The organism is Micromonospora sp. NPDC047762 (genome assembly GCF_043204655.1).
Taxonomy (GTDB): Bacteria; Actinomycetota; Actinomycetes; order Mycobacteriales; family Micromonosporaceae; genus Micromonospora.
In genome coordinates, this window is record NZ_JBIDCQ010000003.1 from 222,470 (window position 1) to 247,592 (window position 25,123).

Genomic DNA, 25,123 nt, shown 5'->3' on the forward strand with positions numbered 1-25,123 from the left:
GCCGGGTCGGGCAGGTCAGCAGCGCAGCCGAGGTGGCAGTGGTGACTCCGTACCGGCCCTCCGGTTGAGGTAGGTCGACTGGACGAAGTCGACGAGGCGCTCCGCGTCGGTCGCGGTCGAGGCCAGTCCGAACGAGACGCGGACCGCGCCGCCCGTCGGCAGCCCCAGCGCGGTGAGGTACTGGTCGATCGTGTCGACCCCCGCCAACAACCGCTGCCGCATCGACGTCCGGCTCATCCCGAACGCGCCCTCGGCCGCGCCCGGATTGCAGAAACAGCCGGTACGCAGGGAGAGGCCCGCCGCTGCCGCCTCCCGCGCCACGAGCCGTTCGTCGACCAGCGTGCCGTCCGGGTGACGGAGGTTGAAGGTCACGGTGCCACCGCGCCCCGCACCCGTCGTCGGCCCGTACACCTGGACCAGCGACCCGCCGGTGTCGTGCCGCAGGGTGGCCAACCGCTCCAGCAACCACTCGGTGAGCAGGCCGACCCGGGCGTGGACCAGGTCCACGCCGATCGAGTCGAGCCAGCGCAACCCGAACTCCACGTCCGGGATGCTCAGGAAGTTGAGCGTGCCGTCCTCGAACGCCGACTCGTCGTCCATCGGCCGGTGCCAGTCGCCCTGCACGCTCACCGCGCGGATCGTGCCGCCGGCGAACCACGGCCGGCGCAACCGGGCCAGCGCCGAACGGCGGGCCAGCAGCGCGCCGACCCCCGTGGGGTAGCCGAAGAGCTTGTACCAGCTCAGACAGACGAAATCCGGTCGGACGACGCTGAGGTCCAGCCGGTTCGTCGGCGCGAAGGCGGCCGCGTCGAGCAGCACGTCGTAGCCCCGCTGCTGGGCCAGCTCCACCCAGCCCAGCGGGTGCTGTACCCCGGAGAAGTTGCTCTGCGCCGGGTAGGCGAACAGCCCGCGACGACCGGGCCGGCTCCACCGGCGGGTCAGGCCACCCCGGCCGGCGTCGAGCGCCGCGACCAGGTCCGACTCGGCGATCCGCAGTTCCGGCCCGTTCAGCGGCAGGTAGCGTACGGACGCGCGAGCCGACCGGGCGTACTCGCGGATGCCGTTGACCGAGTTGTGGTTGTCCCAGGTGAGCACCAGCGGCGCGGCCCGGCCGAAGTCGTACGCCTCGCCGACCAGCCGGCAGGCGCCGCTGGCGTTCGGGGTGAAGATGACCGCGTACTCGTCCGGGTCGGCGCGGAAGAAGTCGAGCACCGCGCGTCGCGCCGACTCCACCAGCGAGCCCGCCGCCACGCTCGTGGGGTTCTCCGAGTGGGGGTTGCTGTAGAGGCTGGCGAGCAACCGGTCGTGGTGGGCGCGAACCTGCGCCTGGGCGGCCACCCCGGCTCCGGCGTAGTCGAGGTACACCTGCCCGTCGGTGTCCAGGTGCCGGTACTCGGTGGCGCGCAGCTCGTCGATCCGGCCGGTGGCGGCGTATCCCGGCAGCGCCCTGGGGGAGGCGGGGGGCGTCGGGTCAGGACGCACGGCGGGGATCCCGTCGGAGCAGGACCGCCCAGGCCGCGCCCAGGAAGAGCAGCACGAAACCGCCGAGCACCAGCCAGTCGACCCACACCGGCCGGGAGAAGCTGTCGCCGTACGTGGCCAGCAGCGGCGGGCCGAGCGGGGAGCCGCCGTCGCGCCAGAGCCGCTCCACCCCGGCGGTGTGTCCCAGGCCCTCGAACGCCCACCGGTTCGACATCGCGTAGCTGAGCCACTGACCGCCGACCGCCATCGCCGGCACCGGCAGGATCGCGCCGACGAACAGCACCTGTGGGAAGCAGAGCATCGGCAGCATGAGCGTCGCCTGGGCCGCGTCGGACACGGCCGCCGAGCAGAGCAGACCGAGGGCGAGCGCCGCCGCCGAAGAGAGCAGCAGTGTCGCGTACAGGGCGGCGAAGTCGGCGCCGCCGACCGGCGGCAGCCGGTCCATGCCGCGCAGCACCCCGAGCAGGGCCAGGTCCACCAGGGCCAGCAGCGGCAGCAGCACCGCCACCTTCGCCAACAGGTACGGGACCAGCCGGACCCCGGCCAGCCGCTCCCGGCGCAGGATCGGCAGCTCGGTGCAGATCTGGAGGAGCCCGTAGGTCAGCCCGAAGAAGAAGCCGCCGAACGCGATCCAGAACAGGATCATCACGGTGACCGTCGGGCTGGGTCTGGTCGGCTCGAACGCCCCCGGGCGGAACAGCAGCGCGAACATGCCGAGCACCATCAGCGGCGAGCCGAGCAGGATCGCCAACGTCAGTCGGTTACGGACGACGATCTCCGTGTTGCGCGCGGTGAGCACCGCCCACTGGCGCAGCCGGCCGACGGGCCGGGACGGCGTCGCGGCGACGTCACCCCCGTCGGGCGTACGGGGCGGCTGTTCGGCCGCGCGCCGCTCGGCGAAGCGATCGGGCCACTCGGCCGGCTGCGTCGCTTCGTCGAGCCGGAGGTGCACCTCGGCCAGGGACCGCAGGCCGAAGAACTCCCGGGCGGCGGTCGGGGTGCCGGTGAACGCCAACCGGCCCTGACGGGTCAGCACGACGACACTGTCGCAGTGGTCCACGTCGGTGACCTGATGAGTGGTCAGCACGACGGTGGTGCCCGTGTCGGCGAGCGCGCGGAGCACCCGGAGCAGCTCCACGGCGATCGCCGGGTCCAATCCGGAGGTGGGCTCGTCCAGGAAGAACACGCCGGGTCGGGTGAGCAGCTCGACGGCGATGCTGGCGCGCTTGCGTTCGCCGCCGCTGAGCAGGCCGACCGGCGTGGTGGCCCGGTCGGTGAGTCGCAGCTCGGCGAGCACCTCCGCGACCCGGTCACTGATCTCGGCCGGCCCGGCGGTGGAGGGGAGGCGCAGTCGGGCCGCGTACCGCAGGGTGCGGGCCAGGGGCAGCTCGCGGTGGATGATGTCGTCCTGGGGAACGACACCGATGGTGCCGGCGGTGGTGTTGCCGTCGTACGTGACGGTGCCCGCCACCGGGCGCTGTACCCCGGAGAGGATCTCCAGCAGGGTGGTCTTGCCGGCGCCGCTGGCACCGATGATCGCGACCAGCTCACCCGGCGCGACGCTCACCGAGATGTCGGTCAGGATCTGGCGACCGCTCCGGACGCTCTGGCCCAGCCCCTGAGCGGCGATGCCGACACCGGCACGTGGGGGAGACGTGGTCTGCTCGGTCGTCATGTCGAGTGCTCGATCCGGTCGGGAGTGGTCCGCCTGAAAATCGTGCCTCGTCGATGTTACTGAGCGGCCGCGCAGTGCGCCCGGAGTGGACGGTCAGCGACAGTCGTCCGTTCAGCCGGTGGTGGTCCGTGCCTGTGCCGGCACCTGGAGGAGGTCGAGGCAGTTGCGCCACAACGTTTCCAGCTGGGTCGGATCGTTGAGCAGCTTCGCGAGCAGGACCCGCCCCTCGATCTGCGCGACTATCGATCGGGCGGCCTCCCGGCTGTCGACCGACGGGCCCGCCAGGCCGCGCTCCTTGGCCTCGGCGACGACCTGCTCGATGAGGCCGATCTGCTCCTCGAAGATCTCCTGGAGTCGACCGCGGATCTCCTCGGCCTGGTTGCTGAGTTCGAGGGCGAGGTTGCCGAACAGGCAGCCCGCGACCACTCCGGCTTTCTGCTGGCCGACGCGCTGGACCTCCTCGGTGGCCTCGAACAGGTCCCGGAGTCGCTGTAGCGGGTCGCGCTCGCTGCCGAGCAACTGCTCCCACTGGCGGCGCTGGGTGACCCAGTGCTCGTCGATGACGGTGCGGGCGAGCGCCTGCTTGGACTCGAAGAAGTAGTAGAAGCTGCCCTTCGGCACCCCCGCCGCCGCGCAGATCTCGGCGACCCCGAGCGCCGTGTAGCCGCGCTGCTCGATGAGCGTGGCGGCCGCGTCGAGGATTTTGTTCTTCGCGTCACTGGTCCGACCCATGCCTCGACGATACACGACCGGTCGGCTAGCTTTTAGTCGACCAGTCGTCTAGTGAAGGTGGTTTCCTCATGAACAGCACTCAGGGCCAGAAGGTCGTCGTGATCACCGGCGCTTCCCAGGGCATCGGCGCCGGCCTCGTGGACGCCTACCGCAAGCTGGGGTACGGCGTCGTGGCAACCTCTCGGTCGATCGGCGCGTCCGACGACCCGGAGATCGTCACGGTCCGGGGTGACATCGCCGAGGCCGACACCGCGGAGCGGGTGGTGCGTGCCGCAGTGGACCGGTTCGGGCGGATAGACACCCTGGTGAACAACGCCGGCGTCTTCGTCGCCAAGCCATTCACCGACTACACCGACGAGGACTTCGAGCAGGTCACCGGGATCAACCTCGCCGGGTTCTTCCACCTCACCCAGCGCGCGATGCCGCACCTGCTGGCCAGCGGGGCCGGTCACGTCGTCAGCATCACGACGAGCTTCGTCGACCAGCCCAACTCGAACGTCCCGTCGGTGCTCGCGTCATTGACCAAGGGTGGCCTCAGCTCGGCGACCAAGTCGCTGGCCATCGAGTACGCCGGTCGCGGTGTCCGGGTCAACGCCGTCGCACCCGGCGTCATCAAGACCCCGATGCACCCGGTCCAGACGCACCAGACGCTCGCGGGTCTGCACCCGGTGGGCCGGATGGGCGAGACGAGCGATGTCGTCGACGCCGTGGTCTACCTCGAGTCCGCACCGTTCGTCACCGGCGAGATCCTGCACGTCGACGGCGGGCAGAACGCCGGTCACTGATCCCTCGGACACCGCGCGGGCCGCAGGTTCGGCTGAAGTGGCGGGCAGATTCGCGCCGCTCGTGTGGATCTGCCCGGCGGCGTTGATCATTCCGTGCGACCGTTGGCGCGTGATCAACACGAGGTTGGTCACCCGGAAGGAGACCCTGCCGTGGATCTGCCCGACGACCTGCTCACGTTGCTGCGCGAGCCGAGCACCTGCTTCGTCACGACGCTGATGCCCGACGGCTCGCCACAGCTCACCCAGACCTGGGTGGACACCGACGGCACGCACATTCTGATCAACACCGTGGAGACCCACCAGAAGACCCGGAACGTCCGGCGGGACCCACGGGTGGCGGTGGCGATCTCCGACCCGCAGAAGCCGGGTCGCTACCACGAGGTCCGGGGACGGGTGGTGCGCACCAGCACCGAGGGCGCCGCCGAGCACATCGACCAGTTGGCGCAGCGTTACCTCGGTGGGCCGTACCCGTGGTTCGGTGGCCAGGACCAGGTCCGGATCATTCTGACCATCGAGCCCGACCGGGTGCGGTCGATGGGCTGACAGTCGGCGGTGGGTATGAATGGCCCGGTCAGGGGAAGACCGGCCGTTCCACCGCGGAACAGGAGAGCCGGGATGAGAGCCGTCGTCTACACGGACGTCCGGACGGTCGCGGTGCGGGAGGTGCCCGACGCGATGCTGGAGGCGGAGACCGACGCGCTCGTGCGGATCACCTCCACCGCCCTGTGCGGTACCGACCTGCACATGTACGACGGACGGACCAGCGCCGAACCCGGCCTGGTGCTCGGTCACGAACCGCTCGGCGTGGTGCAGGAGGTGGGCGCCGCGGTGCAGACCGTCCGGCCGGGGACCCGGGTGGTGATCCCCACGCACCTGTTCTGCGGGACGTGTGTGATGTGTGCCCGCGGGCTCTCGGCGGCCTGTCTACGGGCCCGGGCCGAGGGGCCGGGCGCGGCATACGGCTACGCGGGGATGGGTCCGTACCGGGGCGCGCAGGCCGACCTGCTGCGCGTGCCGTGGGCCGACGCCAACTGCGTGGCCCTCCCGGGCGAGCCGGGGGACGCGTACGAGGACGACTTCGTGCTGCTCGCCGACGCGTTCGTCACCGGGTGGCATGCCGCCGCCTCCCTCGCCGAGGTCGAGCCCGGTGACACAGTGGCGGTGTTCGGCGCGGGCACCATCGGTCTGCTGGGCGCCTACGCGGCGCTGCTCCGAGGCGCCCGGGTGGTGTACTCCGTCGACGGGGTCGACGCCCGACTCGACAAGGCCGGCGAGATCGGCGCCGTGCCGATCGACTTTCGCCGGGGCGACCCGGTCGAGCAGATCCGCGCCGACAGGGCCCGGACCGGGCTGCCGCTCGGCGAGGAGAAACTGGGTGGGGTCGACAAGGTCATCGACGCGGTCGGGTTCCAGGCCCGCGACCGGGAGCACCCCGCACGGGAGCGTCCGAACCAGGTGATCGCCGACGCGGCCCGGCTGGTCAACCCCGCCGGTGCGATCGCGGTCGCGGGCGTCTATCCGGACCGGGACCCGCACCCCGGTCCCGGCGCGGACGGTCACGAGAACCTGGTCGCGCCCTGGGGTGCGCTGTTCAGCAAGGGGGTCGCGGTCCGCTTCGGTCGCACCCACGACCGCCGCTACACGGTCCTGCTGCGGGACCTGGTGGTCGCCGGTCGGGCACGGCCCAGCGTGATCGTCACTCACCACGGCACTCTGGCCGACGCCCCCGACCTGTACCGCCGCTTCGACCGCCGGGAGGACGGGGTGATCAAGGCGGTGCTGCGCCCGTCCTGAGCCGTCGACGTGGGAGGGGCGGTGGCGCAACCGGCCCGATCCGCACTTAAGGGACGTTAAGTCGCACGTCCCCCTCCTGGTCGCGCACCTGACGAGACGATCACCGTCGATCGGGCCTCAGGACCGAGGCGTGGGTCACACCGTCGGCCATCGGCCGTCGTCGCGTCGTGGGTGCGACGTCGGGGTCCTGGCCGAATCACGATCACTCGATGACGACGAGATCGCCCGCCCACCGCCCGCGCTCGGCGGGTAGTGGATCGTGCCTGGTGGCGGGCCTGTCGAGGATGACCCGAGCCGATCGAGCCGCCGCGCTACATTTGACAACGTTGCCACCGGCAGGCCAAGGTGCCCGAAGGGGCTCCTGAGGTAGCAGTGACAGGCGAATACTCTGCTACGTCGATATTGCCGGATTGTTACTTTTTCAACAGTCCCTCGCCTTGCGGATGGCCCTCCGGCCGCAATACGTTGCCGTCAACAACAAAACCAAGTGAAGGTTCAACCTTCCGGAGGCAACCGATGACGTTGGCGAGGTGGTACGAGCAATGAGCAACGTGCCCACCCTCCTTGAGATGCGCTCCATCACCAAGGAGTTCCCCGGAGTCAAGGCCCTCTCCGACGTCAACCTGGTGGTTCGCGCCGGCGAGATCCATGCCATCTGCGGCGAGAACGGTGCGGGCAAGTCCACCCTGATGAAGGTCCTCAGCGGGGTGTACCCACACGGCACCTACGACGGCAAGATCATCTACCAGGGGTCGGAGAGCAAGTTCTCCGACATCCGGGCCAGTGAGAACGCCGGCATCGTGATCATCCACCAGGAGCTCGCGCTCATTCCAGGGATGTCGATCGCCGAGAACATCTTCCTCGGCAACGAACCGCGCAAGCGGGGCGCGATCGACTGGAAGGCCGCGAACCGGATGGCGCTGGACCTGATGGCCCGGGTCGGCCTGGAAGAGGACCCGGACACCCTGATCAAGGACATCGGGGTCGGCAAGCAGCAGCTCGTCGAGATCGCCAAGGCGTTCGCCAAGGACGTGAAGCTGCTCATCCTCGACGAGCCCACTGCGGCGCTCAACGAGGCCGACTCCAAGCACCTGCTGGACCTGCTGCGCGGGTTCCGCTCCCGCGGCATCACCTCGATCATGATCTCGCACAAGCTGAACGAGATCGAGGCGATCGCCGACCAGATCACCATCCTGCGCGACGGCCGGACCGTGGAGACCCTCGACGTCAAGGCGGACGGGGTCGACGAGGACCGGATCGTGCGGGGCATGGTCGGCCGCGAGTTGAGCAGCCGGTTCCCGGACCACACCCCGAAGATCGGCGACGTTTTCTTCGAGGTCCGCGACTGGAACGTCCGGCACCCGATCTCCGCCGAGCGGCAGGTCTGCAAGAACGAGAGCTTCGTGGTGCGCCGTGGCGAGATCGTCGGCTTCGCCGGTCTCATGGGCGCGGGCCGCACGGAACTCGCGATGAGTGTCTTCGGCCGCTCCTACGGGGTGTTCGAGTCGGGCACGATCATCAAGGACGGCAAGGAGATCGTCCTGAAGTCGGTGGCGGATGCCATCGACAACGGCCTCGCCTACGTCAGCGAGGACCGCAAGGCGATCGGCCTCAACCTGCTCGACGACATCAAGACGTCGACGGTGGCCGCCAAGCTGTCCAAGATCACGCACCACGGCGTCCTGAACGAGGTCGAGGAATACCAGGCGGCTGAGTCGTACCGCAAGGAGTTGCGGACCAAGGCCCCGACGGTCGACGAGAGCGTCTCCAAGCTCTCCGGCGGCAACCAGCAGAAGGTCGTCCTGGCCAAGTGGATGTTCACCGACCCGGACCTGCTGATCCTGGACGAGCCGACGCGCGGCATCGACGTGGGTGCCAAGTACGAGATCTACGGCATCATCCAGCGGCTCGCCGACCAGGGGAAGGGCGTCATCGTCATCTCCTCGGAGCTGCCTGAGCTGATCGGGCTGTGCGACCGCATCTACACCGTGTTCGAAGGCGCCATCACGGGCGAGATCGCCCGGGCCGACGCCACCCCGGAAACCCTCATGAAGCAGATGACCTCGACGAAGAAGATGGCCACACGATGAGCCGATTGAAGGACCTTCAGAAGAACCTGTTCGGAGGCACCACCTCCAACGCTCGCCAGTTCGGAATGATCTTCACCCTGGTGGCGATCGTCGTCCTGTTCCAGATCCTGACCGACGGCCTCACCCTGCGGTCGGACAACCTGATCGCGCTGTTCCAGCAGAACTCGTACATTCTGATTCTGGCCATCGGCATGCTCATGGTGATCGTGGCCGGGCACATCGACCTGTCGGTCGGCTCCGTCGCGGCCTTCGCCGGCATCCTGGTCGCCAAGTCGATGACCGAGTGGGACCTTCCCTGGCCCGCTGCCATCGTGTTCGGCCTCGCCATCGGCGCGGCGATCGGCGCCTGGCAGGGCTTCTGGGTGGCCTACATCGGTGTGCCGGCGTTCATCGTCACCCTGGCGGGCATGCTGCTCTTCCGGGGCGGCAACCAGTTCATCGGTAACGCCAGCACCGTCCCGGTGCCGGAGGGCTTCCGGGAGATCGGCTCCGGCTTCCTGCCCGAGTTCGGCCCGAACACCGGCTACAACAACGCCACGCTGCTCCTCGGCCTGGCCGCGGCGTTGGCGGTGGTGTGGCGCGAGATCCAGGCCCGCAAGACCCGACGGGCGATGGACGCCGACCCGGCACCCATGTGGATCTCCATCCTGCGGATGGCCATCATGGTCGGCGTGATCGCCTTCGCGGCGCTGCGCTTCGCCAGCGGTCGCGTCGGCACCAGCTTCCCGATCTCCGGCATCATCCTGCTGGTCCTGGTCATCGCGTACTCCTTCTACACCCGCAACACGGCCGGTGGCCGGCACATCTACGCGGTGGGCGGCAACTCCCGGGCGGCCGAGCTGTCCGGTGTGAAGCTCAAGCGGGTCAACTTCTTCGTCATGATGAACATGTCCGTCCTGGCTGCCCTGGCCGGCATGATCTTCGTGGCCCGTTCGGCGGCCTCCGGACCGCAGGACGGCAACGGCTGGGAACTGGACGCCATCGCCGCCGTCTTCATCGGTGGCGCGGCCGTCGCCGGCGGTATCGGCACCATCAGCGGCTCCATCGTCGGTGGTCTCGTCATGGCCGTGCTCAACAACGGCCTCCAGCTCATGGGTGTCGGCACCGACCGCGTCCAGATCATCAAGGGTCTGGTCCTGCTGCTGGCCGTCGCGATCGACGTCTACAACAAGAGCCAGGGGCGCTTCTCCATCATCGGGAGCCTGATGCGGCCGTTCCGCCGCGAGGACTCCGCCCCACCCGCCTCACCGCCGGACGCGGAGCGCGAGCCCGCCAAGGCAGCGGTGTCCGGCTGACGGCCACCGACCTCTCTACCCGCCTCACCATCTAGAAAGGCAAGTCCTCACCATGCGTAAATTCTTCGGCACTTCGGTGGTGGCCATCAGCGCCGCCGCGATGCTGGCCCTCGCCGGCTGCGGTTCCGGCCGCGACGGCGACAGCGGCTCCGGCGGCGAGGCCGCCAAGGGCTTCCCGGCGAACTCGCTGATCGGCGTGGCCCTGCCGGCCAAGACCTCGGAGAACTGGGTCCTCGCCGGTGACCTGTTCAGCAACGGTCTCAAGGAGGCCGGCTTCCAGGGTGACGTGCAGTACGCCGGCGCGTCGACCACTGTCGCCGACCAGCAGGCTCAGATCACCGCCATGGTCACCAAGGGCGCCAAGGTCATCGTCATCGGCGCGACCGACGCCGCGCAGCTGTCGACCCAGGTCGCGGCGGCCCACACGGCCGGTGTGAAGGTCATCGCCTACGACCGGCTCATCACGAACACCCCGGACCTCGACTACTACGTCGCCTTCGACAACTTCAAGGTCGGCCAGCTCCAGGGCCAGGCCCTGCTGGACGGCATGAAGGCCAAGAAGCCGAACGGCCCGTACAACATCGAGCTGTTCTCCGGCTCGCCGGACGACAACAACGCCGGTGTCTTCTTCAACGGCGCGATGGACGTGCTCAAGCCGGAGATCGACAAGGGCAACGTCGTCGTCGCCTCGGGTCAGAAGGACGTCAAGCAGACCGCCATCCAGGGCTGGAAGGCCGAGGGTGCGCAGGCCCGCATGGACCAGCTGCTGACCTCGACCTACGGCAACAAGGAGCTGGACGGCGTCCTCTCCCCGAACGACACGCTGGCCCGCGCCATCCTGACCTCGGTCAAGGGTGCTGGCAAGCCGACCCCGGTCGTCACCGGCCAGGACTCCGAGGTCGAGTCGGTCAAGTCGATCGTCAAGGGCGAGCAGTACATGACGATCAACAAGGACACCCGCAACCTGGTGAAGGAGACCATCAACATGGTCAAGGCTCTCCAGGCCGGCGACAAGCCGCAGGTCAACGACACCGAGTCCTACAACAACGGCAGCAAGGTCGTCGACACGTACCTGCTCCCGCCGGTCGCCGTCACCAAGGCGAACGCGGCTGAGGCGTACGCCAACGACCCGAAGCTCGCGCCGCTCACCAAGTAATCACCGCACGGTAGGTAGCAACGCCGATGGGTCCCGGGTCTCCTCTACCGGGACCCATCGTCGTCCCTGCACCCCCGCACCAACCGGCCTCGACCCGGAAGGAGGTCTGACCGTGGCGACACCAGTACGGGCCAGGCCAGCCGGCGTCGGCCGCAACGCGGAAACCCCGCTTCCGGCGCTCCCCGGCGCCAGCCAGGAGGAGATCCGGAGGCAGAACCTCGGCGCTGTGCTGCGCTACGTCCACCTGCACGGACCGACGTCCCGCGCCGAGCTGACCAGCCGGCTCGGCCTCAACCGAAGCACCATCGGCGCCCTCGCGGCCGACCTGGTCACCAGCGGCCTGGTCACGGAGGAGGTGCCGGCCACCACCCGCCGCGCCGGCCGACCCTCACTCGTGGTCAGCCCTCGCTCCGACCGGGTCTACGCACACGCGTTGAGCATCGACGCGGACCGGCTGCGTGCCGCCCGGGTCGGCCTGGGCGGGCAGATCCTCGATCTGCGGGAGATCCCTCGCCCCAGCGGCATGTCGGCGATCGACGCCGTCGGACCCCTCGGCGACCTGGTCCGTGACATGGGACGCTCGGTGGCCGGCGACGGCCTGCTGGTCGGCGGTGCCGCGGCGGTCACCGACACCACCCGCGACCCGGACGGCAGGCTCCGGATCGCCAGCATCGACGAAACGCTCGGCGTCGCGCTGGAGGCGGAGTTCAGCCCCGGGCCTGGTTTCGTCGCCGGCGACCTGGCGGACATCGCCGGCCTGGCCGAGCACACCAGGGGCGTCGCGGTCGGCATCGACGACGTCATCTACCTGCACGGAGACCTGGGCATCAGCGCCGGCATCATCGTCGGCGGCCGACTGGTGATCGGCCACCGGGGCCACAGCGGCAAGGTCGGCCACATGGTCGTCAACCCCAACGGCCTGCCGTGCGGATGCGGTTCACGCGGCTGCTGGGAAACCGAGATCTCCGAAGCCGCGCTGTTGCGGCACGCCGGCCGTGATCCGAGCGACCGCGCGGCGGTGGCCGAGGTCCTGCGCGCCGCGGCTGCCGGCGACCCGACCGCCCGCGCGGCCGTCGAGCAGGTGGCGGACTGGCTCGGTTTCGGCGTGGCGAACCTGGTCAACGTGGTCAACCCGGACGCCGTGGTGTTCGGTGGCTCGCTGCGCGACATCTTCACCGCCGGTGCGGACGTGGTCCGGGACCGGCTCGACACCATGCCACTGCCCGCCTCCCGCGAGCACCTGCGGTTGCGCGCGGCGGCGCTCGGCCGCGACGCCGTTCTGATCGGCGCCGCCGAGTTGGCGTTCGACAAACTCCTGGCCGACCCGTTGAACGTCGGTGTCGTGGGCCAGGTCGGGACCGCCGACCCCGAGTAGCCGCGACTTTCCACCGGCGTGTGATCCAACGTCTGCCGCGATGCTCACCGCTGGCACCGTTCTGCCCCCTCGCTCGGGCCTTCACTGGCGTTCCCGTACGCACTATCGTACGTTGTACGGTAACGGGGACACGGTTTCAGGAGGGGAGCGCTCTGATGACAGGAGCCGACGCGATAGTGGCGCACGGGCTGCGCAAGCGGTATCGGGACCGGTACGCGCTGGACGGGTTCGACCTGCGGGTGCCGCGGGGAACCGTGTGCGGCCTGCTCGGCCCGAACGGGGCCGGCAAGACCACAGCGGTACGGATCCTCACCACCCTGCTCCGACCCGACGAGGGTCGTGCCGAGGTGGCCGGCTTCGACGTGACCAACCAGGCCGATCAGGTGCGCTACCGCATCGGGCTGGTAGGACAGCATCCCGCGCTCGACGAGGCGCTGAGCGGCCGGCAGAATCTGGTGCTCTTCGGCCGGCTGTTCCACCTGGGCCGCCGCCGGCCCCGCCAACGGGCGGTCGAGCTGCTGGAACGCTTCGGTCTCGCCGACGCCGCCGAGCAGCCGGTCAGCACGTACTCCGGCGGCATGCGCCGACGGCTCGACCTGGCGGCCGGCATGATCCTGGCCCCCGCGGTCCTCTTCCTCGACGAGCCCACCACCGGGCTGGACCCGCGTGGCCGCAACGAGGTGTGGGAGTCGGTCCGGGAGTTGGTGCGTACCGGCACCACAGTGCTGCTGACCACCCAGCAACTGGACGAGGCCGACCAACTCGCCGACCGGATCTCGGTGGTCGAGGCCGGCCGGGTGATCGCTGAGGGAACTCCGGACGACCTCAAGGCCCGGCTCGGCGGCGATCGCATCGAGGTGGTCGTCGCGGCGCCGACCGACCTTGCCGCCGCCGTCGCCCAGATACGCCGGGCGGCCGACGACGAACCGACTGTCGACGTGGACCGACGGATGGTGAGCGTCCGGGTCGGCCACCAGGCCGGTGCGCTCGTCGACGTGTTGCGGGCACTCGACGCCGTGAACGTCCCGGTGGCGGACGTCGCGCTGCGCCGCCCAACCCTGGACGATGTGTTCCTGCACCTCACCGGCCACCGGGCGGCGACCGCGGAGGTGGCGGCATGAGCGCGGTGAGCATTCCGGCCCGGCCGGTGGATCTGACGCCCGGCCGGCCCACCCTCCTGGCCGACAGCGGCACGCTGATCTGGCGCGCCCTGGCCCGGTGGGGACGCGATCCCGGCCCGCTGGTCGCCTCGCTCGGCTTCAACATCCTGATCGTGCTGATGTTCGCCTACCTGTTCGGTGGCGCGTTGCAGGTGCCCGGCGGTGGGAGCTACCGAGAGTTCCTGATGCCTGGCATGTTCGTGATGACCATGGTCTTCGGCATCAGTCTCACCACGATCGCCGTTGCCGAGGACCTGGAGCGCGGGGTGACCGACCGGCTCCGATCGATGCCCGTCTCACCGCTGGCGCCGCTGGCGGCCCGGGCGGTGGCCGACATGCTGTTCGCGCTGGTCACCCTCGGGGTCCTGCTGCTGACCGGTCTCGCGATCGGGTGGCGGGCACACGGTGGGGTCGGTGCCACGCTGGCGGCGGTGGGGTTGATCCTGCTGCTGCGCTTCGCCCTGATCTGGGTCGGTATCTTCCTCGGGTTGGTCACCCGCGGCCAGACGGCCGTGGTGGCCGTGCAGACCCTGGAGTTTCCGCTCGGATTCCTCTCCAACGCGTTCGTCGCACCGTCCACAATGCCCGCCTGGCTCGGTGCGGTGGCAGCGTGGAACCCGCTGTCGGCGACCGTCGGTGCCACCCGTGAGCTGTTCGGCAACCCCGGTTGGGGTGGCGACTCCTGGGCGGCCCAGCACTACCCGGTGCTGGCGGTGCTCTGGCCACTCGTTCTGGTCGCGGTCTTCCTGCCGCTCTCGGTGGCCCGGTACCGACGGCTGGCCGGCTGAGCCCGAACGGACGCCGGGTTCGCCTCTCCGGGCCCGATCGGTGTCGGTGGGCGTCGTTAGGCTCACCGGCGTGGACGTGCACCGACTCGACCGGGCCCAGGCGCGGCGGATCGCCATCCGGGCCCAGCTGCTGGCCGCTCCGCGTCCGACCGACCTGCTGACCGTGGTCCGCCAGTTGACGCTGGTGCAGATCGACCCGACCGCAGCTGTCGCGCCCAGCGCCGACCTCGTCTGCTGGAGCCGGCTCGGCTCGTCGTACCAGCCAGCGCACCTGCGTGAGGCCCTCGAACGGGACCGGACGCTGTTCGAGCACCACGCGATGGTGCGACCGATGGATGACCTGGGGCTCTTCCTCGCCGAGATGGCGGTCTCGCCCGGTCATGAGCGCCACCGCGAGTGGCTGCGCGTCAACGACTTGTTCCGGCGCGACGTGCTCGACCTGCTCGGCCGCCGTGGCCCACTGCTCTCCCGTGACATCCCGGACACCTGCGTCGTGCCCTGGCCGTCCTCCGGTTGGACGAACAACCGCAACATCACCCAGATGCTGGAGTTCCTGGTCCTGCGCGGCGAGGTCGCGATCGCGGGCCGCCAGGGGCGGCAGCGGCTCTGGGACGTCGCGGAGCGGGTCTATCCCTCCGGGGTGCCCGTCATCGAGCTGGAGCAGGCGCGCCGGCTTCGCAACGAGCGGCGGCTGCGGGCTCTGGGCATCGCCCGGCGGAAGGCGGTCATCGTTCCTGGAGAGCCCGCCGAGGTCGGTGACGCGGGGGAGCCGGCGGTGATCGAGGGCGTCGTGGGGGAGTGGCGGGTGGATCCGGCCGCGCTCGGGCAACCCTTCACCGGGCGTACGGCGCTGTTGTCACCGTTCGACCGGCTGGTGCATGACCGGGTCCGCCTGGCCGACCTCTTCGAGTACGAGTACGTGCTGGAGATGTACAAGCCCAGGGCGAGTCGACGGTGGGGCTACTTCGCGCTGCCGATCCTGCACGGCGACCGGCTGGTCGGGAAGGTGGACGCCACTGCCGATCGGCGGCGCGGCATGTTCACCGTGCACGCCGTCCACGAGGACGTGCCGTTCACCCCGGAGGTGACCCGGGCCGTGCACGAGGAGGTGCGCGACCTGGCGTCCTGGCTGTCGCTCACCGTCGAGGGTCTGCCCTGACGGGTGATCGCCGAGCCCCGTGGCCCCGGCGATCACCCGCCGTCGAGCTACGCGATCCGGCGCACCCGGCGAATGGCGAGGTAGAGCAGCAGGAAGGCCAGAGCGACGAAGATGCCGGTCTCGATGCCCTGGAACAGCCAGAACCGGTCCGCCGGTTGGTAGAGCTGCCAGTTGTACGCGCCCGGTTCGAGGCCCAACTCGGCACCGCAGACCCGACCGTCCGGCCCCTTCCCGCCCGTTGGGCACTGGATCCGGCCGTCCGAGACCCACTCTCCGTCGGGGTTACGGATGCCCTGGGCGAGGACCCAGTCCCCCCGGCTGACCTCCGGCGGCCCTTCCCCCTCGATGGGGAAGGTCTGGGTGCGGGCCGGCTGGTAGTGCGGTCGGGCCAGGATCGCCACAGCCGCCCGCACCCCGATGAACCCGGCGAGGGTGATGCCCATGGCGGGCAGCATCCGCTTCCAGACGGTGCCGACGAAGACGCCGAGCGCGACGGCGAAGAGGGTGTAGCCGATCGGAGCGACGCCCTGCAGGTCGAAGACGATCACGCCGAACCGACCCTCGAACGCGGCCTGGGTGAGCGGGTCGACCCACCACGACATGCCCAGCCCGTAGACCACCGCGAGGAGCACGACCGCCGCGCCCACCAGCCCGAACTTCACCACGGCCCAGCGGGTCCGGCCGACGCCCTGCGTCCAGACGAACCGGTGCGTGCCCTGCTCCACCTCGCGGGCGACGAGCGGGGCACCCCAGAACAGGCCGACAAGCGCCGGCAGGGTGATCAGCAGTACGGCCACCAGGTTCAGGCTGCCGTACTTGTTGCTGAAGCGGTGGAACCCCGCGTCGCAGGTCTCCCGGGTCGCCTGCGCCACGTCGGCGCGGGCGAGTTGGCTGGCACAGTCGGTCAGCCCGAGGTCGGCGAAGGTGTGCCGCATCGCGATGCCGATCGGCACCAGCAGGGCGGCGAGCGCGGCGAGCGCCAGCAGCGTGTAGAACGCCTGCTTGCGGTGTTGCCGCCAGGTCAACCAGATCATGCTGCTACCCCCCACTCGCTGTGACTGGTCTTCGTGGTGCCGTCGGCCAGGTATGCCAGCACGACGTCCTCCAGGCTCACCTCGCGGACCGTCCAGGCCGGATCGGTGACCGGCCCGTCGGCGCGGACCAGCAGAGTGGACTGCCGGTCGGTGTGGCTGGCCCGGATCACTGCGGCGACGCCCCCGATGACGCCGCCGTCGTGTCGTGGCCCGACGAGCTGCCGGTGCTCGGCGACCAGGTCGTCGACCGCGCCGGTGAGTTGCACCTGGGAGGCGTTCAGCACGATCAGGTAGTCACAGACCCGTTCCAGGTCGGCCAGCAGGTGCGAGGAGAGCAGGACGGTGGTGCCCGACTCCGCGACGCTGCCCATCAGCGACTGGAGGAACTCCCGTCGCGCCAGCGGGTCGAGGCTGGCGACCGGCTCGTCGAGCAGCAGCAGTCGGGGCTGCTTCGCCAGCGCCAGAGCCAGCGCGACCTGGGCCCGTTGACCGCCGGAGAGCTTGCCGACCGGCTTGTCCGGCGGGATGCCGAGCTGCGCCAGCCGCTGGCGGGCCAACGCCGCGTCCCACCGCTTGTTCAGCTTGCCGCCGGCGATGACCAACTCGGCCGCCGTGAAGTCCCGGTACAGCGGGGTGTCCTGGGCGACGAAGCCGATGTCGGCCAGGCCCTCCGTGTCGCCGTACGTGGATCGGCCGAACACCCGGACCGCACCGGCATCGGGCTTGAGCAGCCCGACGGCCAGGTGCAGCAGCGTGCTCTTACCCGCGCCGTTCGGCCCGACCAGCGCGGCGATCCGGCCGGCCGGCAGATGCAGCGAGCAGTCCCGCAACGCCCAGGTGCTGCCGTACCGTTTGCCGAGCCGGTCTGCTTCCAAGACCATGTCCATTCCTTGTCCTCTCGTTCCGTTCACGCCACCGTTTCGCGGTCGCGCGGGCGCTCGTGCTGTCTGATGGTTCGTTCGATCTGCTCGCTCACGCGCGTTCCGGCTGCGGGGCGTCGTCGGCGAGGGTGGCGCGCAGCGTCGTCTCCACCAGGGCGATGACGTCCTCCGCCGTGAGGCCGGCCGCCTGCGCCCGGTGCAGCCACGCGACCAGGTCGTCGCGCAGCTCGGCCTGGTTGGGCAGGGACGCGCTGGCCAGCGTGCGCTGGACGAACGTGCCCACCCCGGGTCGGCCGCCGACCAGACCCTCGATCTCCAACTCCCGGTACGCCTTCAGCACCGTGTTCGGGTTGATCGCCAGGGATTGCGCGACGTCCCGGACCTTCGGCAACTGGTCGCCCGGCGTCAGCAGACCAACCCGGAGCGCCTGTTTCACCTGCTGCACGAGCTGCATGTAGGTGTTCACCTTCGACCGGCTGTCCAGTACGAACTCGATCACTCCCGATGACCCTTCCTGTTGTCCTACGACAGTAGGACTAATAGACAGCTTCATCGGTGGCCCACCGGCTGTCAAGCCCGAAGGGGCACGTTCTGTTCGGGCGCGGCGCGTCTCGCCCGGCGCGCCGCGTTGCCTGCCGGCGGGCGCATCGAGTCCTGCCGGGCGGGCCGACCCAGGTGGCACCGGCAGGCCACCGGTTGGCACCCAAGGGTCAGCACGGGGGGAAGGGACCGGCAGCGATCCGCGCGGACGGGAGGTGTTCGATGGTCACCAACGAACTGACGACGTCGAGGGCGACTCCACTCCAGGCAGCTCGCGCCCGGGGCCGCGTACGCGGGCGGTTGATCCTGCTCGGTCCGGCGTTCGTCGCCGCCGTCGCGTACGTCGACCCCGGCAACTTCGCCACCAACTCCGCCGCCGGCGCCCGCTACGGCTACCTGCTGGTCTGGGTCGTGGTGGTGGCGAACCTGATGGCGATGCTGGTGCAGACGCTCACCGCGAAGCTCGGTCTGGCCACCGGGCGCAGCCTGCCCGAGCTGTGCCGGGAACGCCTGCCCCGACCGCTGAACCGGGTGATGTGGGTGCAGGCCGAGTTGGTAGCCATGGCCACCGACCTGGCCGAGGTGATCGGTGGCGCGGTCGCCCTGTACCTGCTCTTCGGCATCCCCCTGCTGCCCGGCGGGATCATCATCGGCACCGCCGCCTTCGCCGTGCTCGCCCTGCGCTCACGCGGGTACCGCGCCTTCGAGATCGCCATCGCCGTCCTGCTCGGGGTGATCGTGCTGGCCTTCGCCGCCAACCTGCTCGCCTCCGGCTCCGATCCCGGCTCGGCCATGGCCGGCATGGTGCCGCGCCTACAGGGCACCGACAGCGTGTTGTTGGCCGCCGGCATCCTCGGCGCGACAGTCATGCCGCACGTCATCTACGTGCACTCCGCGCTCACCCGCGATCGCATCCCCGCCGCCGACGACAGCGAGCGTCGGATCCTGTTCCGCGGCCAGCGCACCGACGTGCTGCTCGCCCTGAGCGCCGCCGGCGCGGTCAACCTCGCCATGCTGCTGATCGCCGCGGCCAGCTTCCGCGGTGGCGGCCCGGGGGGTGCGGACAGCCTGGAGGGGGTGCACGCCGGGCTCGGTCAGACCATCGGGATCGCCGCCGCGTTCGGCTTCGCCGTCGCCCTGTTGGTCTCGGGGCTCGCCTCGACGAGCGTCGGCACCTACGCCGGAGAAGTGATCATGCAGGGCTTCCTGCGGCGGCGGGTACCGTTGCTGCTGCGTCGGCTGGTCACCCTGCTGCCCGCGTTGGCCGTGCTCGCCATCGGCCTCGACCCGACCCGGGCGCTCGTGTTGTCCCAGGTCATCCTCAGCTTCGGCATCCCGTTCGCACTGATCCCGGTGGTCGCCTTCACCCGCCGACGCGACCTGATGGGCAACCTGGTCAACCACCCGCTCACCACCGCCGCCGCGTCCCTGGTGGCCGTGCTGGTGGTCGCGCTGAACGCCTTCCTGCTCTGGCAGGTCGTCGCCGGGTGAGTAGCCCGATCACGCGTGCACAACCCCGTCAACCAGATCGACCGACAACGGCTCGGCTGTTCAGGCTGGGGCTCAGGGGTTCACGACCTGGTAGGAGCCGGAGCGCACGTCGTCCGGCAGGGCGGGACCGCTGGTGCTCCAGCCGAACGTGTCGCGCGCCTTGTGAGAGGTGATGCGCGCCGAGGATCCGAGCAACGCGGCCATCGGCCCCATGGCGCTCTCGGCCTGTTCGGCGGTGATCGAGGTCGCGGTGGTTCCGGTCAAGTCCGCGATCGCCTCGGCAAGCTCGCGGAAGGTGAACTGTTGCGGTCCGGTCGCGTTGTAGGTGCCCGCCACCGGGCGCTCCAGCGCCGCCAGATACAGGCGGGCGAGGTCGTCCACGTGCACCGGGGTCCACTCGTTGTCACCAGCGTCGATGTAGGTAGCCGCGCCCGACTGGGTCGCGGCGCCGATCAGACTGGTCAGCAGCAGGGAACCCCCGCGACCATAGACCAGACCCGCGCGGATGATGATGCTGTTCAGGCCCGCCGCCTCGCGCACCAGTCGCTCGCCGACGAGCTTGAACGGCTGCAGGCCCGGCTCCGGCAGTTCGGCGTCTTCATCGCGGGAATGGGTGGGGTCGAGCCCGTAGACCAGGTTCGTGCTGGTGTAGAGGAACGGCTTGCCGGTTCCCGCCGCGCCCGCCCCACGGGTCAGCGCCTCCACGGCAGCGGCCTCTGCCCTGATCGCGTCCTCGCCACCGAAATAGTCGACTGCGGTGTGCACCACCGCGTCGGCTTCCGCCGCAGCCTTCTCAAGGAGCGCGGTGTCGGTCAGGTCGCCGAGCAGGGGAGACGCACCGGCCTTTGTCATCTTGGCTGCTGATTCCGGGGACCGGGTCAGCGCCACCACGTCGTGGCCCGCGGCGACGAAGTGTTCGACGAGCACCGAGCCCAGGTAGCCGGTGCCGCCGGTGATGAGGATCTGCATGTTCTCTCCAGAGCCGAACCAACGGTAAAACGGATGGATCATCCGTTTGCCAACTGTAGCACGAACCGGATGAGGCATCCGTTTCACCGTTCATGGCTGCCGCTCGGGGCTACGGACACAGGCTGGGCAAGTGGAGCTGTTATCCGCTTATGCTGGAGGGGTGACCGCTTCGCCGCCCCGTAAGGACGCAGTACGCAACCGCCAGCGAATCATCGAGATCGGCCGGACGTTGGTCGCGGACGGCACCCCGATTCAGCTGAACGAGGTGGCACGCGCGGCCGGCGTTGGCGTCGCCACGGTGTACCGGCACTTCCCAACGCCTCAGGCGTTGATCGAGGCGGTGTCGGTGGACGGACTTGAGGCGCTGATCCAGGCCGCCGAACGGGCCGTGCAGCAGGACGACCCCTGGACCGCTTTCCGTGATTTCCTGGTCAGGGTCGTGGACGCGCAACTACTCGACGTCGCCCTGTCCTCGGTGCTGTCCACGCCCGCGGCCACCCTGCCGGGCACAGCGCACCTGCTCGATGAGCTGTCCTCGTTGTTCGACAAACTGTTCGTACGGGTCAGGGCGGCAGGCTTGCTGGCGCCCGGCATCACGCTCGCCGACATGACGCCACTGATGTGTGGAGTCGCCTTCTCGGCCAGGATGCATGCAGCCACCGATTCGCAACAGCAGCAAGCCGCAGCCGGTCGCCACTACCTCGATGTCGTACTGAACGGGATCCGGACCCGCTGAGCGCCAGGGGATCGAAACCTGACCTCACGCGTCACGTCCGACGGCCCTCGTCGCGGACGGGAATCTCCTGGAGCTGTTCGAGGGCGTCCGCCGGGTTGGCGTCGGCAGGCAGGGACGTCACCTCCTCCAGCGTGCCCGCCGGAAGGGCGCCCTGCTCGGCCAGGTCCGCCTCGGACGCTTCGGGGTCGACGTCACCCGACACCCGGTCCGGTGGCCCGACGTCGAACGCGTCCTGTCGTTGCTCCTGGGCGTCCGCCTCCGGAGGAGGGAACGTTTCGCCCTGATCATCCCGGTACGTGCTCATCGAAGCCTCCCACCCGGCGGGTGTCGACATGCCGCCGGGCCGCTGCCTACCCGCCAGCGCCCCAGTCAGGCCGGCACGTCGGTCGAGATCTCGGCAGTTTCCGGGACGATGCTGCCTCGGTAGCGGCGGAAGCAGCACTGTCCCGGTAGTTGCGCGGATCTTGAGAGGTACGGCGTCATGCGCGCCGGCAGTGGGCAGCGGTCGGCGTCCGCACCCTGGTGGGTGCGCCCAGGTCGACCGGGGCCGGGCCGCCCGAGCAGGCCAACGCGCCGACCTCGCCGCCGGCGAGGATGGGCGCCGATGCATTACCGGTCAGCGCCAGCGGCCCGGCCACCCGGGCCCCCACCATCGTGACGTGGTTGGCGGTGCCGGTCAGCGTCACCGCGCCGCGTACCTCGGTGTTCAGCACCTCGACGGCGGTGGCGCCCGACGCCGTCAGGTTTCCGGCGATCGTGGAGCCCTGGGTGACCAGTGCGGCGCCGGGCGCGACGGTGACCTTGCCGGTCACGGTGGCCGCGCGCAGACAGGTGACACCGGCCGTGACGGTCAGCGGGCCGGCGTGCCGGCCGGTGACCACAGTGGTGCAGGCCGGTGGTGGCGGGATCAGCGTGGCCACGAACGCGCGGGCCGGCCCGATGTTGCCGACGGCGTCGATGCCCCGGTATTCGACGCGGTGCCGGCCGTACCCGGGAGACCGCTCAGCGAACGGGGACACCGACAGGCCGCCCGAGCCGAGGTTGCCGTAGACCAGGCCGTCCACGTCGGTGCCGGTGGCGGTGAACAGGAACGGCGATCGGGCGTCGGTGGGCCAGCCGTAGTAGTTGTGCCACCCGTCGCCGTCGAGCCGGAACTCCGACGTGACCTGGCCGGTGCCGTCGTCGGTGCCGGTCAACCCCATGGTGAACGGGCCGTTGAACACGTACTCGGTGGGTCGGCCGGGCCGAGTCGCGGTGAGCAGCGGCTCGGAGAGGGCGTACGCCACGTCGGGTCGTGTCGCGTCGACCGTCCAGGTGCGGGTCACCGCCCTCCCGGTGCCCGGCTCGCTGACCCGGGCGGTCAGCCGGTGGGAGCCCCGCGACAGGCGCAGGGTGCTCAGGTCCACGTCCCGGTCAGTGCCGGTGTCGGCCACCGGCCGGCCGTCGAGCGTCCAGCGCACGCGTGGCGCCCGATCGGTGGGCTGGCTGGTCCGCACGTACACCACGTCCTGCGCGCCGACCGGTCGGTCGGTCGCGGTGGACGCCGTGATCGCCAGCGGCGAATCCACCGTCGGGGTACGCACCGCGGTGTCCACGGCCCAGGTGCGGGTCTGGGTCAGCGCCGGTGAGCTGCGGATCGCCGGGTCGCGGACGAACTCCGTCGGGTCGGTCACCGTGGCGGTCACCGTGTGCCGGCCGGGGGAGAGCCGTAGTTTCCGCAGGTCCAGATGGCGCGTGTTGCCGGTGCGGGGCACCGCCCTGCCGTCCACGGACCACGTCACCGTCAACGTGTGGCTCACCGGGTGCAGGGTGTCCACCCAGAGCAGTCGGTCCGCGCCGACCGCCTGATCGGTGGCCGTGCCGCCCTGCACGATGCCGACCCGGGCGGCGATCCGTTCGGTCATCCGCTCCCGGCCGACCTGGTCGAAGTAGAAGCCCAGCGACTTCATCATCGAGTGCCGGCTCGGTCGCCACACTCCACGCTGGAGGTACAGGCCGCCCTCGTAGCGGCCGATCGTCCCGCCCGCCTCGCTCGGCTCACCCAGCCAGCGCCACCACTTGGCCCGGGTGTCGCGCATCTGCCCCTCGGTCAGCACGGTGTGGTGCACCGAGCCCGGTTCCGGCCCGCTGTAGGTGTCGCCCGGCACCCCACGACCGTAGTAGTCGTACTCGTCCTGCAGGCCACCGAGCGAGTGCCCCAGCTCGTGCGGGCTGATCAGCGCGGAGAGCGCGTTGCCGCCGGAGGCGGTGGCGTTGCTGCCGCCGGCCCCACCGTAGGTGCCGCTGTTGGCCAGCGCGATCAACTGCCGGTTGCCGGGGTTGGTGCCGCCGGCCAGGTCGGCGTACGCGTTCGCGGCGACGCCGTCGACGGTGAGCAGGCGTTGCACGCTCGCCGGGTTGCAACCACCCCAGAAACCCATGCCCAGCGCGGTGTCGCGTCGCGGCGCGGACAGGCCGGGGTCGCAGTCCACCCCGGACTCCGCCGAGACGATCTCCACGGCGTAGACGTTGAAGTAGCTGCGGTAGGACTTGAACGGCTCGATCGTCCACAGGGTGTTGAGGTGCCGGTCCACGTGTGCTCGAAAGGTGGGCAGATCGGCCTCGGTGTAACCGTCGCCCAGCAGCACCAGGTTGAACCGCGTCGCCGGGTCACCGGTGACCTGGATCGGCACCACTGTGGCACCAGCCGTCGGGGTGACGGCCGGTGCGGCGGCGGCCGGTGTGCCGACCGTCAGTCCCGCCGCGACGAGCGCCGCGACACACAACCCCGCTCTGATCCGCACCCTGCGCCCCTTCCATGGCCGTTCGGCCTGGCGGAGACGGGCGTCGGGCCCGGCGGGGCGCCGTCGTCCGGGCCTGCCGTGACCGTGGACATCTCGGACCGTACCGGTCTGACGAGCGACAGGTAACCCTCGGCGGTCAGTCGGCAGTCGCCTCGGGCGTGGTGTTCCGGCGGGTACCGGCGGCCAGCCCCAGCCCCAGCGCCAGCAGCACGCACACCGCGCCGACCAGAAAGAGCAGCGACGCGGCCGGCTGGCCCAGCCACTCCCAGTACGGGTGCCAGGCCGGGTGCGGCTCGCCGAGGTGGTGCGACAGCAGGGACGGGACGCGCAGCGGCAGCGGCAGCCACCACAGCACCGTGGCCACACCCAGCAGACCGTTCACAGTGCCGCGGCTGCGTCGTCCCTCGGTGCGTCGGCTGACCCAGCCGAAGACCAGCCAACCGGCCACCGCGCCCAGCACCGTGCCGAGCACTCCGGCGGGGACCACCAGGGGTGGCGGCGCGCGGTGCAGCTCGACCGAGAGGTAGCTGGCGTCGGCGGCTGTCTGCGAGGAGATCGAGGCGTTCAGGATGGTGTCGTCACGTCGGGCGGTCAGCGCGGTGTCGGTGACCGCCTGCGGGGTGGCGCACATCTTGTCCGCGCAGCTGACACGGTCGGACACCTGTGGGTCGTACACCCGCCAGCCGGCACCGGTCAGGCGCTCCCGGGCCACCGTGACGATCTGCTCGGCGGGCACCGGTGGCGCGCCGAGGGCACCGGCGCCGGTGGCGCTCTCCTGGTACTCGCCGCCGTCACCGAGCACGAGGGTCTTGACCGTCGACAGGCGCAGCGCGTGCCCGTAGACGACGAACAGCGCCGGCGGGGTGTCGATCTCGTCGAGGTCGTGGCCGGGAAAGACCTCGGTGAGGATGGCGGCGGCCTCGGCCCGGTCGGGTTGCGGTCGGGAGGTCTCCCAGGCGGCCCGGCTGGCCAGGGCGCCGGTGAAGAGGCCGCAGACGACAGCGGCGAGCGGCACCCAGGCGACGGCGGGGCCGCTGGCCGGGCGGCCGAGGCGGCGCAGCAGCCGCCGTGCGAACCGGGTGGCCGGCGCGGTGTCGCTCACGGACATGTCCACCCCCGGCGTGAAGATCAGGCGGAGCGACAGTACATCGACCAGGGGTCCCGGCGCGTCCCCCCGATCACCGCCGACCGTGGCCGG

General features: G+C 70.4%; 22 protein-coding genes. 12 read left to right on the top strand and 10 right to left on the bottom strand.

The genetic code is table 11. The features are described from left to right. Positions 1-15: 15 nt before the first annotated feature. The 3 genes from ACGF3C_RS11870 to ACGF3C_RS11880 all read right to left on the bottom strand — a co-directional run bounded on the left by ACGF3C_RS11870 (position 16) and on the right by ACGF3C_RS11880 (position 3,889). Complete coding sequence (locus tag ACGF3C_RS11870) at positions 16-1,482, bottom strand: aminotransferase class V-fold PLP-dependent enzyme (RefSeq protein ID WP_393221241.1); 1,467 nt, start codon at positions 1,480-1,482, stop codon at positions 16-18. Then, positions 1,472-3,157, bottom strand: coding sequence for an ATP-binding cassette domain-containing protein (locus ACGF3C_RS11875; RefSeq protein WP_393221244.1), 1,686 nt, complete (start codon positions 3,155-3,157; stop codon positions 1,472-1,474). The genes ACGF3C_RS11870 and ACGF3C_RS11875 overlap by 11 nt, the downstream gene beginning before the upstream one ends. 111 nt (positions 3,158-3,268) lie before the next feature. After that, the gene (locus ACGF3C_RS11880) at positions 3,269-3,889 is read right to left on the bottom strand and encodes a TetR/AcrR family transcriptional regulator (protein WP_355006852.1); all 621 of its coding nucleotides are present in this window, start codon (positions 3,887-3,889) and stop codon (positions 3,269-3,271) included. Positions 3,890-3,957: 68 nt separating this feature from the next. On the opposite strand from ACGF3C_RS11880, the gene ACGF3C_RS11885 reads away from it, so the two are divergent. The 10 genes from ACGF3C_RS11885 (at position 3,958) to ACGF3C_RS11930 (ending at position 15,491) form a co-directional block, all read left to right on the top strand. After that, positions 3,958-4,674: an SDR family NAD(P)-dependent oxidoreductase gene (locus tag ACGF3C_RS11885; RefSeq protein ID WP_393221248.1), complete on the top strand. Its 717-nt coding sequence runs from the start codon at positions 3,958-3,960 to the stop codon at positions 4,672-4,674. Positions 4,675-4,824: 150 nt separating this feature from the next. Then, positions 4,825-5,217 carry a PPOX class F420-dependent oxidoreductase gene (locus ACGF3C_RS11890; RefSeq protein WP_393221251.1) on the top strand — a complete coding sequence of 131 codons (393 nt, stop codon included), beginning with the start codon at positions 4,825-4,827 and terminating at the stop codon, positions 5,215-5,217. A gap of 72 nt (positions 5,218-5,289) precedes the next feature. Next, a complete protein-coding gene (locus tag ACGF3C_RS11895; RefSeq protein ID WP_393221254.1) occupies positions 5,290-6,468 on the top strand; it encodes a glutathione-independent formaldehyde dehydrogenase in 1,179 nt (392 codons plus the stop codon). 542 nt (positions 6,469-7,010) lie between these two features. Next, positions 7,011-8,558, top strand: a complete 1,548-nt coding sequence (gene mmsA / locus ACGF3C_RS11900) for a multiple monosaccharide ABC transporter ATP-binding protein (protein WP_357207873.1) — start codon at positions 7,011-7,013, stop codon at positions 8,556-8,558. Next, complete coding sequence (gene mmsB / locus ACGF3C_RS11905) at positions 8,555-9,853, top strand: multiple monosaccharide ABC transporter permease (RefSeq protein ID WP_357207871.1); 1,299 nt, start codon at positions 8,555-8,557, stop codon at positions 9,851-9,853. Before mmsA ends, mmsB begins: the two co-directional genes overlap by 4 nt. Positions 9,854-9,905: 52 nt before the next feature. Continuing rightward, positions 9,906-11,009, top strand: coding sequence for a sugar-binding protein (locus ACGF3C_RS11910; RefSeq protein WP_357228102.1), 1,104 nt, complete (start codon positions 9,906-9,908; stop codon positions 11,007-11,009). A 202-nt stretch (positions 11,010-11,211) separates the two neighbouring features. Further along, on the top strand, positions 11,212-12,384 hold the full coding sequence (locus ACGF3C_RS11915; protein ID WP_357228126.1) for an ROK family transcriptional regulator: 1,173 nt from the start codon (positions 11,212-11,214) through the stop codon (positions 12,382-12,384). A 155-nt stretch (positions 12,385-12,539) separates the two neighbouring features. Continuing rightward, positions 12,540-13,505: an ATP-binding cassette domain-containing protein gene (locus tag ACGF3C_RS11920; RefSeq protein ID WP_393221259.1), complete on the top strand. Its 966-nt coding sequence runs from the start codon at positions 12,540-12,542 to the stop codon at positions 13,503-13,505. After that, on the top strand, positions 13,502-14,332 hold the full coding sequence (locus ACGF3C_RS11925; RefSeq protein WP_393221263.1) for an ABC transporter permease: 831 nt from the start codon (positions 13,502-13,504) through the stop codon (positions 14,330-14,332). The genes ACGF3C_RS11920 and ACGF3C_RS11925 overlap by 4 nt, the downstream gene beginning before the upstream one ends. A gap of 70 nt (positions 14,333-14,402) precedes the next feature. Further along, positions 14,403-15,491: a DNA glycosylase AlkZ-like family protein gene (locus ACGF3C_RS11930; protein ID WP_393221266.1), complete on the top strand. Its 1,089-nt coding sequence runs from the start codon at positions 14,403-14,405 to the stop codon at positions 15,489-15,491. 47 nt (positions 15,492-15,538) lie between these two features. Here ACGF3C_RS11930 and ACGF3C_RS11935 read toward each other — a convergent pair whose 3' ends face one another. From ACGF3C_RS11935 to ACGF3C_RS11945, 3 genes are all read right to left on the bottom strand, one after another. After that, complete coding sequence (locus ACGF3C_RS11935; RefSeq protein ID WP_393221269.1) at positions 15,539-16,525, bottom strand: ABC transporter permease; 987 nt, start codon at positions 16,523-16,525, stop codon at positions 15,539-15,541. Beyond that, positions 16,522-17,412 (bottom strand): ABC transporter ATP-binding protein, encoded by an 891-nt coding sequence (locus tag ACGF3C_RS11940; RefSeq protein WP_393221272.1) that lies wholly within the window; start codon positions 17,410-17,412, stop codon positions 16,522-16,524. The genes ACGF3C_RS11935 and ACGF3C_RS11940 overlap by 4 nt, the downstream gene beginning before the upstream one ends. A gap of 85 nt (positions 17,413-17,497) precedes the next feature. Continuing rightward, positions 17,498-17,905 (bottom strand): GntR family transcriptional regulator, encoded by a 408-nt coding sequence (locus ACGF3C_RS11945; RefSeq protein WP_357228121.1) that lies wholly within the window; start codon positions 17,903-17,905, stop codon positions 17,498-17,500. Positions 17,906-18,168: 263 nt separating this feature from the next. Here ACGF3C_RS11945 and ACGF3C_RS11950 point away from each other — a divergent pair, with 263 nt between their 5' ends. Continuing rightward, entirely contained in the window at positions 18,169-19,437 is a 1,269-nt protein-coding gene (locus ACGF3C_RS11950; protein WP_393221276.1) for an Nramp family divalent metal transporter, read from the top strand. Positions 19,438-19,509: 72 nt separating this feature from the next. Here the strand turns inward: ACGF3C_RS11950 and ACGF3C_RS11955 are convergent, their stop codons facing one another. Continuing rightward, positions 19,510-20,448 carry an NAD-dependent epimerase/dehydratase family protein gene (locus tag ACGF3C_RS11955; RefSeq protein WP_393221279.1) on the bottom strand — a complete coding sequence of 313 codons (939 nt, stop codon included), beginning with the start codon at positions 20,446-20,448 and terminating at the stop codon, positions 19,510-19,512. Between the two features lie 118 nt (positions 20,449-20,566). On the opposite strand from ACGF3C_RS11955, the gene ACGF3C_RS11960 reads away from it, so the two are divergent. After that, positions 20,567-21,142 carry a TetR/AcrR family transcriptional regulator gene (locus tag ACGF3C_RS11960; RefSeq protein WP_393221282.1) on the top strand — a complete coding sequence of 192 codons (576 nt, stop codon included), beginning with the start codon at positions 20,567-20,569 and terminating at the stop codon, positions 21,140-21,142. Between the two features lie 31 nt (positions 21,143-21,173). Here the strand turns inward: ACGF3C_RS11960 and ACGF3C_RS11965 are convergent, their stop codons facing one another. The 3 genes from ACGF3C_RS11965 to ACGF3C_RS11975 form a co-directional block, all read right to left on the bottom strand. Continuing rightward, positions 21,174-21,446 carry a hypothetical protein gene (locus tag ACGF3C_RS11965; protein WP_357206283.1) on the bottom strand — a complete coding sequence of 91 codons (273 nt, stop codon included), beginning with the start codon at positions 21,444-21,446 and terminating at the stop codon, positions 21,174-21,176. Positions 21,447-21,621: 175 nt separating this feature from the next. Then, positions 21,622-23,925, bottom strand: a complete 2,304-nt coding sequence (locus ACGF3C_RS11970; RefSeq protein WP_393221286.1) for a M64 family metallopeptidase — start codon at positions 23,923-23,925, stop codon at positions 21,622-21,624. 136 nt (positions 23,926-24,061) lie between these two features. Further along, positions 24,062-25,027: a hypothetical protein gene (locus ACGF3C_RS11975; protein WP_393221289.1), complete on the bottom strand. Its 966-nt coding sequence runs from the start codon at positions 25,025-25,027 to the stop codon at positions 24,062-24,064. Positions 25,028-25,123 lie beyond the last annotated feature (96 nt).

What these genes read in the sequence shown, in the direction of transcription:
- ACGF3C_RS11875 (WP_393221244.1), bottom strand. Translation starts at nt 3,157, where the DNA reads ATGACGACCGAGCAGACCACGTCTCCCCCACGTGCCGGTGTCGGCATC.
- ACGF3C_RS11880 (WP_355006852.1), bottom strand. Translation starts at nt 3,889, where the DNA reads ATGGGTCGGACCAGTGACGCGAAGAACAAAATCCTCGACGCGGCCGCC.
- ACGF3C_RS11885 (WP_393221248.1), top strand. Translation starts at nt 3,958, where the DNA reads ATGAACAGCACTCAGGGCCAGAAGGTCGTCGTGATCACCGGCGCTTCC.
- ACGF3C_RS11895 (WP_393221254.1), top strand. Translation starts at nt 5,290, where the DNA reads ATGAGAGCCGTCGTCTACACGGACGTCCGGACGGTCGCGGTGCGGGAG.
- mmsA (WP_357207873.1), top strand. Translation starts at nt 7,011, where the DNA reads ATGAGCAACGTGCCCACCCTCCTTGAGATGCGCTCCATCACCAAGGAG.
- mmsB (WP_357207871.1), top strand. Translation starts at nt 8,555, where the DNA reads ATGAGCCGATTGAAGGACCTTCAGAAGAACCTGTTCGGAGGCACCACC.
- ACGF3C_RS11910 (WP_357228102.1), top strand. Translation starts at nt 9,906, where the DNA reads ATGCGTAAATTCTTCGGCACTTCGGTGGTGGCCATCAGCGCCGCCGCG.
- ACGF3C_RS11920 (WP_393221259.1), top strand. Translation starts at nt 12,540, where the DNA reads ATGACAGGAGCCGACGCGATAGTGGCGCACGGGCTGCGCAAGCGGTAT.
- ACGF3C_RS11925 (WP_393221263.1), top strand. Translation starts at nt 13,502, where the DNA reads ATGAGCGCGGTGAGCATTCCGGCCCGGCCGGTGGATCTGACGCCCGGC.
- ACGF3C_RS11935 (WP_393221269.1), bottom strand. Translation starts at nt 16,525, where the DNA reads ATGATCTGGTTGACCTGGCGGCAACACCGCAAGCAGGCGTTCTACACG.
- ACGF3C_RS11940 (WP_393221272.1), bottom strand. Translation starts at nt 17,412, where the DNA reads ATGGACATGGTCTTGGAAGCAGACCGGCTCGGCAAACGGTACGGCAGC.
- ACGF3C_RS11950 (WP_393221276.1), top strand. Translation starts at nt 18,169, where the DNA reads ATGGTCACCAACGAACTGACGACGTCGAGGGCGACTCCACTCCAGGCA.
- ACGF3C_RS11955 (WP_393221279.1), bottom strand. Translation starts at nt 20,448, where the DNA reads ATGATCCATCCGTTTTACCGTTGGTTCGGCTCTGGAGAGAACATGCAG.
- ACGF3C_RS11965 (WP_357206283.1), bottom strand. Translation starts at nt 21,446, where the DNA reads ATGAGCACGTACCGGGATGATCAGGGCGAAACGTTCCCTCCTCCGGAG.